The sequence below is a fragment of the Streptomyces sp. NPDC052012 genome, from assembly GCF_040689265.1.
Classification (GTDB): domain Bacteria; phylum Actinomycetota; class Actinomycetes; order Streptomycetales; family Streptomycetaceae; genus Streptomyces.
In genome coordinates, this window is the sequence record NZ_JBFAXA010000010.1 from 1 (window position 1) to 16,663 (window position 16,663).

Sequence of the window (16,663 nt, forward strand, 5' to 3'; positions counted from 1 at the left end):
CCAGACCGAGGACGGACACCACCGCCCCGGCCCCGACTCACCCACCCCCCGTAGGCGCTACGCGCACCCCCACCGAAGCCGCACTGGCGCCGCAGACAGGGCCACGCGCACCCCCACCGGACCCGGCAGCCGCAGCCGTGCCTCAGCCGGCCCTGTGCACCACCGCGTCGCACAACTGCTCGAGCGCCACCTTCGCGTCACACTCCCGCAAGGGAGCCAACGCCGCCCGCGCCTCCTCCGCATACCGCACCGTGTCCCGCCGCGCCTGCTCCAGCGCAGGATGCGCCCGCAGCAACCGCAGCGCCTCGGCGTGACGCGCATCGTCCGTCAGGTCGGAGTCGAGGAGCTCGCACAGCGCCACATCCTCCGCCAGCCCCAGCCGAGCCGCCCGCTCCCGCAGCCGCAGCACCGGCAGCGTGGCGATCCCCTCACGCAGATCCGTACCCGGCGTCTTCCCCGACTCGTGCGAGTCCGACGCGATGTCCAGCACATCGTCGGCCAGCTGGAACGCGACCCCCAGCCGCTCGCCGTACTGCGTCAGCACGTCCACCACGGTCTCGTCGGCGCCCGACATCATCGCCCCGAACCGGCACGACACCGCCACCAGCGACCCGGTCTTGCCCCCGAGCACATCCAGGTAGTGATCGACAGGATCCCGCCCGTCCTGCGGCCCCGCCGTCTCCAGGATCTGCCCGGTCACCAGCCGCTCGAACGCCTCCGCCTGCACCCGCACCGCCTCCGGCCCGAGATCGGCCAGGATGTGCGACGCCCGCGCGAACAGGAAATCGCCGGTGAGCACCGCGACGGAGTTGCCCCACCGCGTGTTCGCGCTGGCGACCCCGCGCCGCACCGCGGCCTCGTCCATCACGTCGTCGTGGTACAGCGTGGCGAGGTGGGTCAGCTCCACCACCACCGCCGACGGCACGACCCCCGGCGCATACGGGTCACCGAACTGCGCGGCGAGCATCACGAGCAGGGGCCGGAATCGCTTCCCCCCGGCCCGCACCAGATGCTGCGCGGCCTCCGTGATGAAGGGCACCTCGCTCTTGGTGGCCTCGAGCAGCCCCTCCTCGACAGCCGTCAATCCGGCCTGGACATCGGCTTCCAGAGCCTGGTCCCGCACGCTCAGCCCGAACGGCCCGACGACGGTCACGAGGGGGTCTCCTGTCTGCTGGTGTCCACTGCCGATTACACGGTTTGTCGATAGGTCGCTGCCACCACTCAAGTCAGCGTATCCGGTCACGTTTCGATCACCACCAGCGCCCGGTGTTACCAGCCGGGCGATATCGGATCACAACCGCAGCACTCCTGATCGTTTGATCACAACAGCCCACACCTCGCCATAGGCACCATCCTGCCCGCCCAGGTGCCCGATTTGCCGCAATTACCAGGCGAATTCCCGTTGGCGATAAATGCTCCCGCCCTCCGCCTCCCGTGAAGTGGGTCACGCACGCCCACCTGCCCCCACAGCCCGCCCATAGACGCGTACCCCCTTCTCCCGCAACACAGTTGACCCTTAACACCCGCAAAGGATCAAGCACCCAAAACACCCCACCGCAAGATCAAACGACCTCATCTGTGATGACCGCACTTGTTCCCGACATGTGCTCTCGCATACGTTCCCGGCCTGCCGGGCGGACGCCGAATCCTGCCGCCGCCCGCACCACCCAGTCGACGACTCACTCACGCACGGCAGGAGCGGGGGACCCAGGTAAGTCGCCGCGCCGGACCACCGTCCGGAACGGCTCGGGGTGAAGCCATGCCCGAAGGGGCACGGCCGGGCACTCTCCCAGCCCGAACCCGACAGCTCACCTCGCAGGCGTAGGAGAGGAAACAACGAACATGCCTGCATCCGGTCAGCACCGCCGCTCCGGCGGCCGCCGCCTCGCCCGCACTCTCGCCGTCGCCGGCACCGGCGTCGCCGTGGTCGCCCTCCCGCTCATCGGCGCCACCAGCGCCTCCGCGGCCACCACGACCTCCACCACGACGGCCACGACCGCCGCGACGACGTACCCGGACAACCTCGACGGCTGGATCCGCGAGTCGCTGGCCGTCATGGCCCAGCACGGCATCCCGGGCAGCTACGAGGGCATCCACCGCAACATCATGCGCGAGTCCTCCGGCAACCCGGCCGCCATCAACCTGTGGGACTCCAACGCCGCCAAGGGCACCCCGTCCAAGGGCCTGCTGCAGGTCATCGACCCGACCTTCGCCGCATACCACGTGCCGGGCACCGCCTTCGACCCGTTCGACCCGGTCGCGAACATCACGGCGGCCTGCAACTACGCCGCCGACCGCTACGGCTCGATCGACAACGTCTTCGGCGCGTACTGAGCCGTACTGAGCCGTACGGGGTCACAAGAGGCGGCTTTGGGGAGCCGCTCACTGAGACGACAGAAGCGTCCTCTCGGCGGACGAGGACGCGAAACCGGGAACACACTGGGCCGGCACGTGTTGGGGCACGTGCCGCCCGGCCTCCGGGAACAGACGCTCGAGGACGACGGCCACGCCGTCGTCCTCGTTCGTCGTGGTGACCTCGTCGGCCACCGCCTTGAGCTCGGGATGGGCGTTGGCCATGGCGACCCCGCGGGCCGCCCAGTCGAACATGGGGATGTCGTTGGGCATGTCACCGAACGCGAGGGTCCGCTCGGGGCCCAGCCCCAGATGCTCGGCCGCCAGCGCCAGCCCTGTCGCCTTCGTCACACCGCACGGCTGGAGTTCCACGGTCCCGGGCCCCGACATGGTCACCGTGGCGAGCGAGCCGACCACCGAGCGCGCCGTCGCCGCCAACTCGTCGTCGGTCAGCCGGGAGTGGCGCAGCAGCACCTTGCTGATCGGGCGGTCCCACAGATCGCCGCGCCGTTCGACCCGCACGGCGGGCAGCGTGGGGTGCGGCATCAGATAGCCCGGCTCGATCAGCGTCAGCCCGTCGACCCCGTCCTGGTCGACCGCCGCGTAGACCTCCCCCACCTCGGCCTCGATCTTGCCCAGCGCGGTCTCCGCCAGTTCCCGGTCCAGGGTCACGGACCACAGCAGCCGGTCCGCGCCCGCGTCGTACACCTGCGCGCCCTGCCCGCACACCGCGAGCCCGGTGCAGCCGAGGTCCTCCAGGAGGGGCCGCACCCGGGGAGCCGGGCGGCCCGTCACCACGAGGTGCTGGGCACCGGCCTGCGCCACCCGCGCGAGCGCGGCGAGGGACCGGTCGGACAGGGTGTCGTCGCCGCGCAGCAGCGTCCCGTCCAGGTCGGTGGCGATGAGTGAATATGCGGTGGGTGCGGCCATGATCAGAGAATACGGACAACACGCCGGTCCTTCTCACCACCGTCCGGTACGCCCCCGACCCCCGCTTGTGCACCGGTTGGCAACAACATGGTCCGCTACCTACCGTCCATGCCCTCTCGGGCGGTACCTTCCAAGTGTCCAGGGGGGACTTGATCGGGGGGTCAGGTGAGCAGTGGACGTGTGCGCGTACTGAGGCCGGAGGATCTCGGCCAGGGGGAACGGGAGCGCTGGCGGGAACTGCGCGCCGCCGCGGACGTACCGCGCAGCCCTTTCATGGAGCCGGAGTTCACCACCGCCGTGGGCCGGGTACGACCGCGGGCCCGGGTCGCCGTGCTGTACGAGGGGACGGAACCGGCCGGTTTCCTGCCCTACGAGCGGGGTGCGCTCGGGCAGGGGCGGGCCATCGGGCTGGGAGTGTCGGACTGCCAGGGCGCCGTCCTGCGCCCGGGTCTGGCCTGGGACACCGGTGAACTGCTGCGGGCCTGCTCGGTGTCGAGCTTCGCCTTCGACAACCTGGAGGCCGACCAGCGGCTGTTCGTGCCGTACGCGGCCGAGGAGCACGCCGCCTTCGTCATCGACGTGGAGAAGGGCTACGAGACCTACGAGTCGGTGCTGCGCACCCAGTCGCCGAAGTTCCTGAAGACCACGCTGGCCAAGGAGCGCAGGCTGGGCCGCCAGGTGGGGCCCGTACGGTTCGTGTTCGACGAGCGGGACCCGGCGGCGCTGCGCACCCTCATGGAGTGGAAGTCGGCGCAGTACCGCAGGACCGGGCGCCGCGACCGGTTCGCGCAGGACTGGATCACCCGGCTGGTCGGCCGCCTCGCCGAGACCCGGGCCCCGCAGTGCACCGGCACGCTGTCGGTCCTGTACGCCGACGGCCGTCCCGTCGCCGCCCACTTCGGGCTGCGCTCTTCGTCCGTCCTGGCCTGCTGGTTCCCGGCGTACGACCCGGATTTCGCGAAGTTCTCGCCGGGTCTGGTGCTGCATCTGCGGATGGCCGAGGCGGCGGCCGCCGAGGGCATCGGCCTGCTCGACATGGGGCGTGGTCCCGCCGAGTACAAGGACTCGCTGAAGACCGGCGAACTCGCCGTCTACGAGGGGGCGGCGACGCGTCCCGGGGCGGGCGCCGCACTGCACTGGCTGAGCCGCGAGCCCGTGCGCCGCGCACACGCGTTCGTCCGCGCCCGCCCGCGGCTCGCGTCGCTGGCGTCGCGGACCTTGCGGGGCGCGGGGCGACTGCGCCGGTCGTGAGGGTGATGAACGGTCCACGAGGGTCGTGAGGAGGGGGAAGGCCATGTCGCGTGCAGCACGTACGCAGGAGGAGATACGGCGGTTCCTGGCCATCGGGGCGGTGCAGGTCGCCGAGCTGGATCTGAACGGCGCGGAGGCGACGCTGAGACCCGGTCCGGGCAGCCCGCCGGTGACCCATGGCGAGGTGTTCGTGCTGGTCAGAAGGGCGGGTGTGCCGGTCGGGACGTTCCTGGGGCGGGTGCCGGAGGGGGCGGATCCGCGGACGGTGCTGGCGGGACCGGCTCGGGAGGTGCTCGCGGGGGACGCCGGCCCGGCCGGTCCCGTCACGTCACCGCCGTCCGCCTCGGTCGTCTCACCGCCGTCCGCCTCGGTCGTCGTCGCGACCCGGGAGCGGGCCGGGCAGCTGGCCCGCGCGCTCGACTCGCTGCTCGCCCAGGACCACCCGCGCTTCGACATCGTCGTGGTCGACAACGCGCCCGTGACCGACGCGACGAAGGAGTTGGTGCACCGGAAGTACGGGGAGCGCGTGCGCTATGTGCGCGAGCCGGTCCCCGGGCTCGCCGTCGCCCACAACACCGGCCTGGCGGAGGCCGGTGGCGAGGTGATCGCGTTCACCGACGACGACGTGATCGCCGATCCCCGCTGGCTCACCGAACTGACCGCCCCCTTCACCGCCGACCCGCGCCTCGGCTGCACCACCGGCCTGATCCTGCCCGCCCGGCTGCGCACCCCGGCCCAGGTCCTGCTGGAGAGCCACGGCGGCTTCGCGAAGGGCTTCACGCCGACGACGTACGACCCCGCGAACCCGCCCCGAGACGAGCCGCTGTTCCCGTTCACGGCGGGGCGGTTCGGCTCCGGGGCGAACATGGCGTTCCGCACGGACGTGCTGCGCGCCGTCGGCGGCTTCGACCCCGCCACCGGTGCCGGCACCCCCGCCCGGGGCGGCGACGACCTCTACGGCTTCGTCCGCGTCCTCGCCCACGGGCACCGGCTGCACTACACACCCCGGGCACTGGTGTGGCACCACCACCGGGAGACCTGGGCGGACCTGGAGACCCAGGCCCACGGCTATGGCGCCGGTCTCACCGCCTACCTCACCGCGATCCTGGTCAACCGGCCCGCGCTGCTGCCCGCCTTCCTCGCCCGGCTTCCGCGGGGCCTCGCTCACGCGCGGGCGCTGACCGCCGTACGGGAGACGGAGGGAGACGGAGCGGCGCCGGGTGGCGCTCCGGGGGACCACGGCAGCCGTACGCATCCCTGGCCGCGGCGCCTGTCCCGTCTGCAGCGCAGGGGGATGCTGTACGGGCCCGTCGGCTATCTGCGCGCCCGGCGGGCCGTGCGGGACGCTGCGAGGAGGGGGCGGAGATGACGACCTCGCCGCAGGATCCGCCGGCCGGCAGAGCGGAGGCCGAGGGGACGTCCGGGCCCCGCACGGAGTCGGCCATCCCCGTGTTCCTGTACCACGCCGTGATGGACGATCCGCCGGAGTGGATCGCTGAGTTCACCGTCACGCCCCGGGAGTTCGCCGCGCATCTCGACGCCGTCCTGGACAGTGGCCGCACCCCCGTCACCATCAGCGCCCTCGCCGGTCATCTCGCGGGACGGGCACCGCTGCCGCCCCGGCCGGTGCTGCTGACCTTCGACGACGGTTTCGCCGACCTGCCAGGGCCCACCGCCGACGCGCTGGCCGAGCGCGCGCTGCCCGCTACCGCGTATCTCACCACCGGCGCCCTCGCGCCCGGCGGGCGGTGCCTGCTGCCGCCCGCGCCGATGATGGCGCTCGGCCAGGCGGCGGAACTGGAGCGCGCGGGCATGGAGATCGGCAGTCACACGGTCACCCACGCCCAGCTGGACACCCTGTCCCGCGGACGCCTGCGGGCCGAACTGCGCGACTCCAAGGCCGCGTTGGAGGACGCCCTCGGGCACCCGGTCCCCCATCTCGCCTACCCGCACGGCTACAACAGTCCCCGCGTCAGGTCGATGGCGGCGGACGTCGGCTACGAGACGGCGACCGCCGTGCGGCATGCGCTCAGCTCGGAGCGGGACGAGCGCTACCGCATCGCCCGGCTCATCGTCCGCCGCTCGCACACCGTGGCCGACGTCCGGACCTGGCTCGCGGGCGCCGGTGCGCGGATCGCTCCGTACCGGGACGGCCCGAGGACGATCGGGTGGCGCTGGTACCGGCGCGCCCGAGCGGCCGTCCACGGACCCGAGTTCGCGGGCTGACCGGTCGGGCCGTTCGTCACCCCGAGGGCTTCCGGGCGAGTTCTCGGGCGCTGCTGAGTTCTCCGGCGGGGTGCCCTCCCGCGAGGTGTCCTCCGGCGGGCCGTCGCCCGGTCACTTCCGGGGCTGGTTCAGGTAGGGGTCGGCGGCGACCTTGCGCAGGCTGTCCCAGGCCGCCTCGTCGGCCACGGCGAGGTTGCAGTGGGGTCCGGGGTCGCGGTAGTTCCACTGGAGGGCCGCCTTGACGCCCTCCAGTTCCTTCAGCACGCGCGGCACCTGCGCGTACCACTCGGCCTGCCGCTGCGGGCGGGCCGCGTCCACCGCCGTTCCGAACTCGGACAGCATCAGCGGCTTGTCGTCGGAGATGTTCTTGCGTATCCAGTCGTGCGTGGCCGTCTGGGTCTGGGCGAAGCTCAGCCAGTCGGTGTTGTGGCAGCGGTAGTAGTTGTACTGGTTGTAGCCGATCCAGTCGACGTACTCGTCCCCCGGGTACATCCGCTCGAACAGGTCGGCGTGGTCGAGGTATCCGGTGATGATCCAGGTCCACACCACGTTGTCGACGCCCAGCTCACGGAACCGGTCGTGGATGTGCCGGTACGCCTTCACGTACTGGGCGGGTGTGCCGTTGTCCGGGGTGCGGGTGTCCATCTCCAGGTCGAAGGAGAGGAAGACTTTCTTGCCGGTGCGCTCGCCGTACTCCTTGATGCGCCGGGCCTGGACGTCGATGACGGACGCGTCGAGCTCACCGTCGGCGATCTGCTTCCACGTCGGCTGCTGCTTCTTGGTGCCGCCCCACCACTTGCTCTCCCAGGACAGCAGCAGCATGCGGTCCTCGCCGACGCGCTGCTCCTCCGGGCTGAGCAGCTGGCCCTCCCTGCGGGTGCCCTCGGGCAGGGACATGTCGTGGTACGTGTACACGATGTCGAGCTTGCGGCCCACGCGCTGCTCGTACGCCGCCACCTTCTCCTCCAGGTCGGCGCGCTCGTGCGGCACGAACGCGCCGAACCAGGCGCCGCAGGGCGGCTCCAGCAGCGCCGTGGGCCGGCACTTCTCGCCCATCGCGGACGGCTCCGGACCCGAACCCGACGGCCCTGAGGCGTCCCTCAGGGCCAGCACGGCGACCATGACCGCGCTGACCACCGCGGCGGACGTGATCAGCAGCCGACGGCGGCGGGACCCCGGCGGCGGCACCTCCTCCGTGTCGGTGCCCGTGTCTGCGTCCTGTGGTCCCGGCTTGCGGTGCCGGCCTTCGGAGGTGCGGTGAAAGGGACGAGCGAACCTCACAGAGCGGAACCCTTTCCTGTCCTGGGCGTGGCCGACGTCGGCGTCGGCGCCGGTGTCGGCGGGGAGGCGCGCAGGCGCGGGCAGAACGCCGCGAGCGTGGTGAGCACGGTGAGGGCGAGCAGCACGCGCGGCGCGGTGAAGGTGTGCGTGGCGATCAGCACCGTCGCGACGATCATCACCGCGGCGACGCTGACGAAGACGACCAGCATCAGCCGCTCCAGCAGATCGGAGTGACGGGCGAAGTGCGGGTCGCGCCGCTCGACGGGCCCCTGCGCGGACCGCACGCGCAGCGCGGGCCCGCAGAGCCCGACCAGGGCCGCGCCCGGCCCCGCCGCCAGGAACACGGCCACCGCGGCGCCGCGCAGCGGAGACCCGCCGGGCAGGGCGAGCGCGGCGAGCGCCAGCCAGCCGCCGAACGGCGGGAGCATCCTCACCACGAGTTCCTGCGGTGTCATCGCGCCGCACCTCCTTGCTGCCGCAGTTCGTAGACCACTCCCGCGCTGTTCTCGGCCACCAGCCGGAACCGCGGCGACGCGGCGACGGATTTCCGTATCCGCTCCAGCTGGGCCTCGGTGAGCTGCCCGTTCATCTCGGAGTTGGCCAACTGCCCCTGAGTGAGGAGGAAGTAGGCGCGGCCCGGACGCTCCCCTCCCGCCATGTCGCGGGCGAGGGTGGCGGCCGGTTCCTTGACGATGGCGTCGACGTGACGGCGGTCGTCGTCGAGGAACCAGTAGTGGTCGATGCTGCCGTACTCGGCGTAGGCGAGCGGGTAGTTGCGGTTGGCGGCGACCACCATCGAGCCCTCGGCCGCCTCGTCGAACAGTCGCTGGACCAGGTTCACTTCCTCGGGCGGGAAGTAGTTGATCCGGTCCTTGCCCGAGTAGCTCGGCACGAAGGCCAGCGTCCCGGCGAGCAGGGTGAGCAGCGGGGCCCCCACCGTGACGGCCCGCCGCCCCGCGGCCGGTGCGGTGGTGTGCGCGTCCTTCTCGCGGGCCTCGCCGGCCAGCGTGCGGACCTTCGGCAGCAGCGCCGCGGCGGCGAAGAACGCCACGCCGGGCAGCATGAACATCAGCACCCGGAAGATCATCTCGCTGCCGTAGCTGCTCGCCACGAACATCGGCAGCGGCGCCGCCGCGATCACCAGCAGCGGCAGCGCCCGGTGCCGCAGCACCCGTTGCCGCCACACCCCCGCCACCGCGAGGAGCAGCACCGAGCCGGACAGCAGCCGGGCCGCCCAGGACGTCGCCACCGCCCCGGTGCCGGTCGGGGTGGCACCGTACCCGGTGGCCACGTTGCCGCCGACGTCGCCCACGGAGCGGAGCATGTCCGGCAGCGCGGCGGACAGGAAGGGCAGCGCGGCCGTCAGACACCAGGCCAGGAAGATCACCACGGTGGTGACCACCGGCACCCAGTCCCGGTAGCGGCGGATCAGGCACAGGGCCAGCAGCGAGGCGGCCAGCATGCCCGGGGTGAGCTGGTGCGAGATGACGATGGCGACCAGCATCACGCTGAGGGCGGCTGTCCACACGGCCTGCCCGCGCCGCCCACGCCCGCCGCCGGAACGGCCGTACCGGCGCAGCACCACGGCCAGCACACCGAGGTGCAGCGCGAACGCCACCGACTGCGGCGAGAAGTAGTCCTGGCCCACCCAGTTGGCGACGAAGAACAGCCACACGCCGGTCCAGATCAGCCGCCGGTCCTCGGTGAAGGTGCGGTAGATCAGCAGCAGCGGGAGCAGCAGCATCAGGCTGGACGCCAGCGGCCACCACGCCATGTACATCGCGGCCGAGTCCACGCCCAGCAGCCGCACCAGCGCGGCCTGCGCGGCGAAGAAGCCCGGCCACTGGTCGTACACCGCCATGTCGCCCACCTGGTCGGCGCTCTGCAGCCCGCCGGCCGTCAGCAGGTGGTCGACGACGCCGTCGTGCTTCCACGCCCACGCGTACAGCGGCGTCGGATAGAGCACGGCCTGCGTGGCCCGCTCCATCACCAGCAGCCCGAGCACGTACGCCGCCGACCAGGCACCGGGCCGGCGCGGATCGCGCACCGTGAACCAGAAGCCCGCGGTGAGGACGGCGAGGCCGGCCCAGAAGCTCGGGTGGAGCGCCGTGACGAGCCCGAAGTCGTCGAGCCGCGACACATCGGTGTGCCGTACCGCGTACCCCCACAGGGCGAGCGCGACGAGCAGCGGAAGGGCGGGCCAGGCGGCGCGGGCGCGGCGCCCGGACCAGGCGGGCGGCAGGTCGGACAGATCCGTCACGGGCTCGTGGGCCGGGCTGGACGACTCCGAGGACGGCGGTGTCCGTGCCGTGCTCGTCGTGGCGGGCTCGTCAGGGGTGACCGGCGTCGGCGTACGCTCGGGCGCGGGCTCGGACGCGGATCTCTCGCGTGGCGTTGCTGGCGGACGCACGGTGGTTCCCCCCTGGCGGTTCGGCTCTGAAGCTTGATCAGTCCCTGGATCGGTCGTTCGGTTGTCTGCGGTCGGGCAGGGCTCCTGCCGCGGCTCTCACGGCGGCGCGGCCGAGCGGCAGGAGCAGGGCGAGTACGGCGAGTACGACGAGCAGCAGCGGGGTGAGCGGCGCGAGCTCGTCCCTCCAGACCCAGCCGCCCACCGCGATCAGGTACAGAACCCCCCAGCGCCCCGACCACGACAGCCACGCGCCCGCGCCGGCGAGCAGCAGCCACAGAGGGACGAGGCACAGCAGCATGCAGACGAGCGGCGTCCAGCGCAGCAGCGGTCCGGGCCCCTCCAGCCCCACCGCCTCCGCGAGAAAACCGGCCGTCTTCGAGTACAACGCACCGTCCACCGGCGCCGGTTCCCGGCCGAGGGCGACGGGCGCGGCGTGCAGGGCGAGCAGGGCGGAACCCAGTGCGGTACCGGGCAGCAGGGCGTCGGGGCGCGTGCACAACGTCACCGCGGCGACGAACACGAGCAGCAGTACACCACCGGCGCCCAGGGCTGCCGCCGGCATCCCTTCCAGCAACTCCCGCCCGGTGAGCTCCTTCTCACCGGCCCCGTCGAGCCAGGGCAGGGCGCGCACGGACATCCAGAAGGCGAGGGTGGCAAGAGCGAGCAGGGCCCACAGGACGCCTTTGAGGGTGCGGTCGGGGTCGTCATGGGGTCGGGGTGAGGACGGTCCGGTGGGCGTGGGGGGTGCGGGGCGTGCCGGGCGTGCCGGGTCGTGGCGGGGGGAGACTGCGCCTGCGGGCCGGGGTGACGTGCCGATGGACGGGAGCGACGGGAGCGATGTACCGGAGGCGGAACGGGGACCGAGTGGCGGCTCGGCCGCCCAGGGCGGACTGCTGACTTCCGTCGGTCCTCGCCGCTCCCAGCCGGAGCCGCCTGCCGACGCGTCCGAGGCCCACACCGGCCGGCCGGCCGGCAACACGACGTCCCACGGCGATCGCCGGCCACCGCCCTGCGCCTCACCGTCCCCCGGCACCTGACGCTCGCCGGGCTGGTCAGGTTCCTCAACTCGCGCACGGCGCTTCCCTTCTTCCGGGGACGCCTGGGGCCCGCCCTCGCGGTCGGGCTCCTCGTGCACGGGCGGCGCGCCCTGCCGGTCGGCGTCCGCCGCCGCACGCGCACTCGGTGAGTCGTCCCGCACGCCCGCCGCTTCGCCCCCGGGCGCCTCCTGCTCCTCAGGCGCCTGGTCTTCCGGCTCCTGGTCTTCCGGTTTCTGCTCTTCCGACGTCTGGTCTTCCGGCGCCCGCTCTTCCGGTTCCTGCTCCAGCGGCGCCCGATCTTCCGGCGTCTGGTCTTCCGGCGCCCGCTCTTCCGGTTCCTGCTCCAGCGGCGCCCGATCTTCCGGCTCCTGCTCCTCCGGCGCCCGATCTTCCGGCGTCTGTACTCCCGACGCCCGCTCTTCCGGCTCCTGCTCCAGCGGCGCCCGATCTTCCGGCGTCTGTACTCCCGACGCCCGCTCTTCCGGCTCCTGCTCCTCCGGCGCCCGATCCTCCGGCGCCTGCGGCGGCGTATCCCGCGGCGTCCGCTCGCGCCCGGCGTACGTCTCCCGTGCAGCGTCCAGTCCGCGCCCGCCGTCCGTCTCTTCGCGCCCGCCGCTCCTCCCCCGCTCGTCCGCCCCCGCGTACCCGGCCGCGTCCTCGACGGCCCCACCGCGATCGCCGGTGGCGTCGCCGCGGTCCTCGGCAGCCCCACCGCTGGCGTCGGCAGCGTCGCCATGGCCCACCGGTCCCGGGTCGACGCCCCCCTCGCGCTCCTCCCGGGTATGCGGCCGCACGATGAACGCCACCGTGTCCGAGTGAAGGGCCTCCCGTTCGTACCCCGGGTGGCCGATGATCAGCGTGACCGTGTCCTCGCCGTCTACCTCCGCGTCGCCGTCCTCGTACGCGGCCCGGCGGGCCCAGCCCGTGCCGTACCCGGCGGTGGCGTTGAGCCTGGCCCAGCGTGTGCCGTAGACGGGAGCGGCGGCGGAGGGACGCTCGCGCTGCTCACCGGGCCGTTCGCGCAGCGCCGAGCGCAGTCCGAACACCGAGACGACGGCGATCAGCGTCATGCTGATCAGCACGGCCCACCCGGCGCCCGAGATGCCCGCCGGCGTGAACAGCACGGCCGCGCTGCCCAGCACCAGCACGCACATGGCGCCCTGCAGCGCGGCGAGCACACCGGTGCGCCCCTGCACCCGCAGCACACCGATGTAGAGCTCCACCACGACCCGGGGCAGCGCACCGAGCGCGAGCAGCCGCAGCACCGTCGAGCCGTGCTCGGCGTAATCCGCGCTGAACGGCGTGAGGATCTGCGGCGCGAACACCACGAGGACCAGCACCACCGGCACCAGCAGCAGCGTCATCCGGCGCAGCGCCCCCCGCACCCCGTCGGCGAGCTGGCGCGGGTCGTGCGAGGCGTGGGCGGTGAGGGAGGAGGCCATGTTGATGGCCATGAACTCCATGGTGCCGCCGACGGTGTACGCCACGTAGAAGTAGCCGTTCTCCGCGGCGCTGAAGCGGACCGCGACCATCACCGGGAGCAGATTGATCATCGCCAGGCTGAACAGCGCACCGAGCGAGTCCCCGGCGAGGAACCGGCCCATGTCGCGCAGCCGGGGAGGTTCCAGGTCGCGGTCGGCGGCGGCCTGGCGCGGGATGAGTCTGCGGAAGATCAGCCAGCCGAGCGGCAGCGTGGAGAAGGCGATCGCCACGGCCCAGGAGACGAAGATGCCCAGCACCGGCAGCGCGCTCGCGAACACGGCGAGCAGGACCAGTTTCCCGACGGAGAACACCGCGTTCCCGGCCGGCACCCACTCCGCCTTGCGCAGCCCCGTCAGAACCCCGTCCTGGAGGGTGAGCAGCGCCCACGCCACGCACGCCGCGACGAACAACGCGCCCGCCAGCGGTGTGCCGAGCGGTGCGTAGGACGCGCCCCACTGATCGAGCGTCAGCAGGAAGACCCCGGCGGCCAGGGCGACGACCAGGGAACTCGCCCCGTACACCCCCCACACCAGCCGCCCGGTCTCGCGCCCCGCGCGCGGTACGAAGCGGACGACCGCGCCGATCATGGTGGTCGCCGTGATGCTGGCGAGCAGCCGCATCGCGGCGATCGCGGCGGAGCCCTGTCCGACCGCGTCCTCGGAGTAGTAGCGCGCGGCCACGAGCCAGAAGCCCAGACCGAGCACGGCGGACACACCCGTGCTGAGCATGAGGAAGTAGGCGTTCTTGAACAGGGAGTCCGAGCCGGATCCACTGCCGGCAGGCCGGTGCCCGCCGCCGGTGTCACGCACCGCGGCCCGCTCGTGCACCTGGGTCTCAGCCACGGGACGGTCCCAGCTCCCTCGAGGTCGCTTTCCCCTCGCCCGGCGTCGGGCCACCGGGCTCCCGCACGGTGCGCTCCGGCGGCTCGGCGGGCCGCACCCGGGCCCGCTCCAGCGCCTCGACGGCCTCTCGCGCCCGCAGCGGATCCACGGGCAGCGCATGCCGCGCGAACCAGCGTGCCGCCTCGGGCGCGGGCGAGAGGTCGGTGAACTCCTCCCCCGCGTAGTCGTCCAGCGGCGGATCGTAGAGATAGCCGACGACGATGCCGCGCCGCGCCAGCGCCGCGATCGCCGCGTCCCGGTCGGCCACGAACAGCGGCACCCGGAACAACGGCTGCACCGCACTGCCCTCCCGCCGCAGCGCCCACCGCGTCGACAGCAGCAGCTCCGTGCCCTCCCGCGCGGCGGCCAGCACCTCGTCCAGCCGCTCCAGCCTGCGCCGGATCCGCCGCAGCCGCAGCGGACCGGACGTCAGCCGGTAGTCGTGCATGTCGACGCGCACCCAAGGGTCGTACGCCGTCAGGTCCGGGGCCGCGTCGGCGGCAGCGGCCAGCTCCTGCGGCCGCAGCGGCATGCGGATGCCCTCGCGCTCCGTCAGTCCCAGCAGCCGCAGGGTGGCCCAGGCGGCCCGCCGCAGCCGCAGCCCGCGCACGGCGGCCTCCGCGTAGGGGCGTACGCCATAAGCGAGTTCGGACGTCGCCCGGGACGGCGTGAGCAGCTCGGCGCAGGCCGACCGGAGTGCCTCGGAGCGGTCCGGGTCGGCGAACGCGAGGATGCCGCCCGCCTGAGCGCCGGCATGCTTGGACAGGCTGAACACGGAGGCGTCCCCCCACGCCCCGACCGGCCGGCCGCCTCTCTCGCTGCCGATGGCGTGCGCCGCGTCCTCGAACAGCGGGATGCCCAACCCGTCGCACCGCGCCCGCAGTTCCGGCGCCGGGTCCGGGTTGCCGTACAGGTTGGTGGTCAGTACGGCCGACAGGGAGCCCCACACCTCCTCGGGCACGGCATCGATGTCGATGGAGGCGTCCAGCGGGTTCAACGGGGCCTGCACCGGGCGCAGTCCGGCCGCGAGCACCACGAAGAAGATGACGTCGTCGTTGACCGGCGACATCAGCACCCGGCCGCCCGGCGGGCACCAGTGGCGCAGCGCCACGAATAGCCCGAACCTGCATGACGGCACGTACACACATTCCCGGCCGAGCCGGCCGCGCATGGTCTCTTCCAGCCTGTTCGGCCGCGAGCCAGACTGCGCGGAGCCCGGACGGGCCTCCCCAATGGCCATCCGCCCCCCTGGTGTGCCTTCGGAACCGCCCCCTCCCCGAGGCCTTCCGGCACTCGCCCAGAGTCGCCCCCTTCGCACCGCTCCGTCAAGATTGCATCCCATCCTGTGGATAACCTCCGGTACGCAAGGGGAAGCCGGGCCCGAGCCCCGGCGCACCCGTCCGCCCTGCTCAGCAGCCCCGTGCGCCCCCGCGCCACCACACCGGCTCTGCCCAAGAGCGCGGTGGCACCCGTAACGTGTGGCACGGCCACGGTCTCGTGGAGCACCTGCGCAGACGAAAGTGAGGCAGCACCCGATGCCCCCCTTCGATGTCCCCGAGGGCGATCCCTTCGGCCCGCACAACCTGCCGTACGGCGTGTTCTCGCCCCCCGGCTCGTCGGAGCGGACCGTGGGTGTCCGGCTCGGCGACCACGTCCTCGACGCCGGCGCGGCGGCGCACGCCCTCGGCTCCCCGTACGCCTCCCTGCTCGCCCGCCCGACCCTCAACCCGCTGCTGGCGGCGGGCCGCACGGCCTGGTCGGACGTGCGCAGGGCGCTCACGGCCTGGGTGACCGTCCCGGCGCACCGCGAGACCGTCGAGCCGCTGTTCCACCGGCTGTCCGAGGTCACCCTGCACCTGCCTTTCGAGGTCGCGGACTACGTCGACTTCTACGCGTCGGAGAACCACGCCCGGAACGTCGGCCGCATGTTCCGTCCCGACGCGCCCGACTCCCTGACCCCCAACTGGAAGCACCTGCCGATCGGCTACCACGGCCGCTCCGGCACGGTCGTGGTGTCCGGCACGGATGTCGTGCGGCCCTCGGGTCAGCGCAAGGCGCCGTCCGACCCCGCGCCGGTCTTCGGTCCGTCCGTCCGGCTGGACATCGAGGCCGAGGTCGGCTTCGTGGTCGGGGTGCCGTCCGAGATGGGCCGGCCGGTGCCGCTCGGTGACTTCCGCGACCACGTCTTCGGCCTGTGCCTCCTCAACGACTGGTCCGCGCGGGACATCCAGGCCTGGGAGTACGTCCCCCTCGGCCCGTTCCTCGGCAAGTCCTTCGCCACCTCGGTGTCGGCGTGGATCACCCCGCTGGACGCCCTGGACGCGGCCCGGGTGGCCCCGCCGGAGCGCACCCATGACCTGCTGCCGTACCTGGACGACGCGGACGACGAACCCGGCGGCTACGACCTGCGGATCTCCGTCAGCGTCAACGGTCATGTGGTCTCCGAGCCTCCTTTCTCCACCATGTACTGGACGGCCGCCCAGCAGCTCGCCCACATGACGGTCAACGGCGCCTCCCTGCGCACCGGCGACCTCTACGGCTCCGGCACGGTGAGCGGCCCCGCCGAGCGGGAACGCGGCTCCCTGCTGGAACTGACGTGGAACGGCCGCGACCCCCTCGAACTGCCCGACGGCAAGCGGACGTTCCTCGAGGACGGCGACGTGGTGACCCTGTCCGCCTGGGCGCCCGGCCCGGACGGGGTCCGCGTGGGCCTCGGCGAGGTCACCGGCCGGGTGGTCCCCACGGCCTGACCGCGCCGGCCCGACCCGGCCGGGGACCACGGAGATCCCGGCCGACCCCTGCCTCACACCGCC

11 protein-coding genes, 1 pseudogene and 1 riboswitch are annotated in these 16,663 nt (G+C 72.8%); of the genes and pseudogenes, 5 read left to right on the forward strand and 7 right to left on the reverse strand.

Going from position 1 to position 16,663, the window contains the following annotated elements; genetic code table 11:
* Positions 1-142: 142 nt before the first annotated feature.
* Positions 143-1,153 carry a polyprenyl synthetase family protein gene (locus AB0412_RS18285; protein WP_366403588.1) on the reverse strand — a complete coding sequence of 337 codons (1,011 nt, stop codon included), beginning with the start codon at positions 1,151-1,153 and terminating at the stop codon, positions 143-145.
* Positions 1,154-1,662: 509 nt separating this feature from the next.
* Positions 1,663-1,837: riboswitch (cyclic di-AMP (ydaO/yuaA leader) on the forward strand.
* Between the two features lie 5 nt (positions 1,838-1,842).
* Between AB0412_RS18285 and AB0412_RS18290 the strand changes: the two genes are divergently transcribed.
* Positions 1,843-2,334, forward strand: a complete 492-nt coding sequence (locus AB0412_RS18290) for a transglycosylase SLT domain-containing protein (protein ID WP_366403589.1) — start codon at positions 1,843-1,845, stop codon at positions 2,332-2,334.
* Positions 2,335-2,382: 48 nt separating this feature from the next.
* Here AB0412_RS18290 and AB0412_RS18295 read toward each other — a convergent pair whose 3' ends face one another.
* A complete protein-coding gene (locus tag AB0412_RS18295) occupies positions 2,383-3,282 on the reverse strand; it encodes an HAD family hydrolase (RefSeq protein ID WP_366403590.1) in 900 nt (299 codons plus the stop codon).
* 165 nt (positions 3,283-3,447) lie between these two features.
* Between AB0412_RS18295 and AB0412_RS18300 the strand changes: the two genes are divergently transcribed.
* The 3 genes from AB0412_RS18300 to AB0412_RS18310 all read left to right on the forward strand — a co-directional run bounded on the left by AB0412_RS18300 (position 3,448) and on the right by AB0412_RS18310 (position 6,759).
* Positions 3,448-4,533 (forward strand): GNAT family N-acetyltransferase, encoded by a 1,086-nt coding sequence (locus AB0412_RS18300; RefSeq protein WP_366403591.1) that lies wholly within the window; start codon positions 3,448-3,450, stop codon positions 4,531-4,533.
* Positions 4,534-4,576: 43 nt separating this feature from the next.
* A complete protein-coding gene (locus AB0412_RS18305) occupies positions 4,577-5,902 on the forward strand; it encodes a glycosyltransferase (protein ID WP_366403592.1) in 1,326 nt (441 codons plus the stop codon).
* A 101-nt stretch (positions 5,903-6,003) separates the two neighbouring features.
* Positions 6,004-6,759 (forward strand): polysaccharide deacetylase family protein, encoded by a 756-nt coding sequence (locus AB0412_RS18310; RefSeq protein ID WP_366403756.1) that lies wholly within the window; start codon positions 6,004-6,006, stop codon positions 6,757-6,759.
* A 111-nt stretch (positions 6,760-6,870) separates the two neighbouring features.
* Here AB0412_RS18310 and AB0412_RS18315 read toward each other — a convergent pair whose 3' ends face one another.
* The 5 genes and pseudogenes from AB0412_RS18315 to AB0412_RS18335 form a co-directional block, all read right to left on the reverse strand.
* Positions 6,871-7,947 carry a glycosyl hydrolase gene (locus tag AB0412_RS18315; protein ID WP_366403593.1) on the reverse strand — a complete coding sequence of 359 codons (1,077 nt, stop codon included), beginning with the start codon at positions 7,945-7,947 and terminating at the stop codon, positions 6,871-6,873.
* An 89-nt stretch (positions 7,948-8,036) separates the two neighbouring features.
* Positions 8,037-8,495, reverse strand: a complete 459-nt coding sequence (locus tag AB0412_RS18320; RefSeq protein WP_366403594.1) for a hypothetical protein — start codon at positions 8,493-8,495, stop codon at positions 8,037-8,039.
* The gene (locus AB0412_RS18325) at positions 8,492-10,300 is read right to left on the reverse strand and encodes a glycosyltransferase (protein ID WP_366403595.1); all 1,809 of its coding nucleotides are present in this window, start codon (positions 10,298-10,300) and stop codon (positions 8,492-8,494) included. Before AB0412_RS18325 ends, AB0412_RS18320 begins: the two co-directional genes overlap by 4 nt.
* A gap of 1,966 nt (positions 10,301-12,266) precedes the next feature.
* Positions 12,267-13,811: pseudogene (locus AB0412_RS18330) on the reverse strand (lipopolysaccharide biosynthesis protein); the annotation flags it as partial.
* The gene (locus AB0412_RS18335; RefSeq protein ID WP_366403596.1) at positions 13,804-15,090 is read right to left on the reverse strand and encodes a DegT/DnrJ/EryC1/StrS family aminotransferase; all 1,287 of its coding nucleotides are present in this window, start codon (positions 15,088-15,090) and stop codon (positions 13,804-13,806) included. The gene AB0412_RS18335 and the pseudogene AB0412_RS18330, both read right to left, overlap by 8 nt.
* A 295-nt stretch (positions 15,091-15,385) precedes the next feature.
* Here AB0412_RS18335 and fahA point away from each other — a divergent pair, with 295 nt between their 5' ends.
* Positions 15,386-16,600, forward strand: coding sequence for a fumarylacetoacetase (fahA, locus tag AB0412_RS18340; RefSeq protein WP_366403597.1), 1,215 nt, complete (start codon positions 15,386-15,388; stop codon positions 16,598-16,600).
* Positions 16,601-16,663 lie beyond the last annotated feature (63 nt).

Bases quoted from the DNA above. Each gene is read 5' to 3' on its own strand.
- AB0412_RS18290 (WP_366403589.1), top strand. From the start codon at position 1,843: ATGCCTGCATCCGGTCAGCACCGCCGCTCCGGCGGCCGCCGCCTCGCC.
- AB0412_RS18305 (WP_366403592.1), top strand. From the start codon at position 4,577: ATGTCGCGTGCAGCACGTACGCAGGAGGAGATACGGCGGTTCCTGGCC.
- AB0412_RS18335 (WP_366403596.1), bottom strand. From the start codon at position 15,090: ATGGCCATTGGGGAGGCCCGTCCGGGCTCCGCGCAGTCTGGCTCGCGG.
- fahA (WP_366403597.1), top strand. From the start codon at position 15,386: ATGCCCCCCTTCGATGTCCCCGAGGGCGATCCCTTCGGCCCGCACAAC.
- AB0412_RS18320 (WP_366403594.1), bottom strand. From the start codon at position 8,495: ATGACACCGCAGGAACTCGTGGTGAGGATGCTCCCGCCGTTCGGCGGC.
- AB0412_RS18310 (WP_366403756.1), top strand. From the start codon at position 6,004: ATGGACGATCCGCCGGAGTGGATCGCTGAGTTCACCGTCACGCCCCGG.
- AB0412_RS18295 (WP_366403590.1), bottom strand. From the start codon at position 3,282: ATGGCCGCACCCACCGCATATTCACTCATCGCCACCGACCTGGACGGG.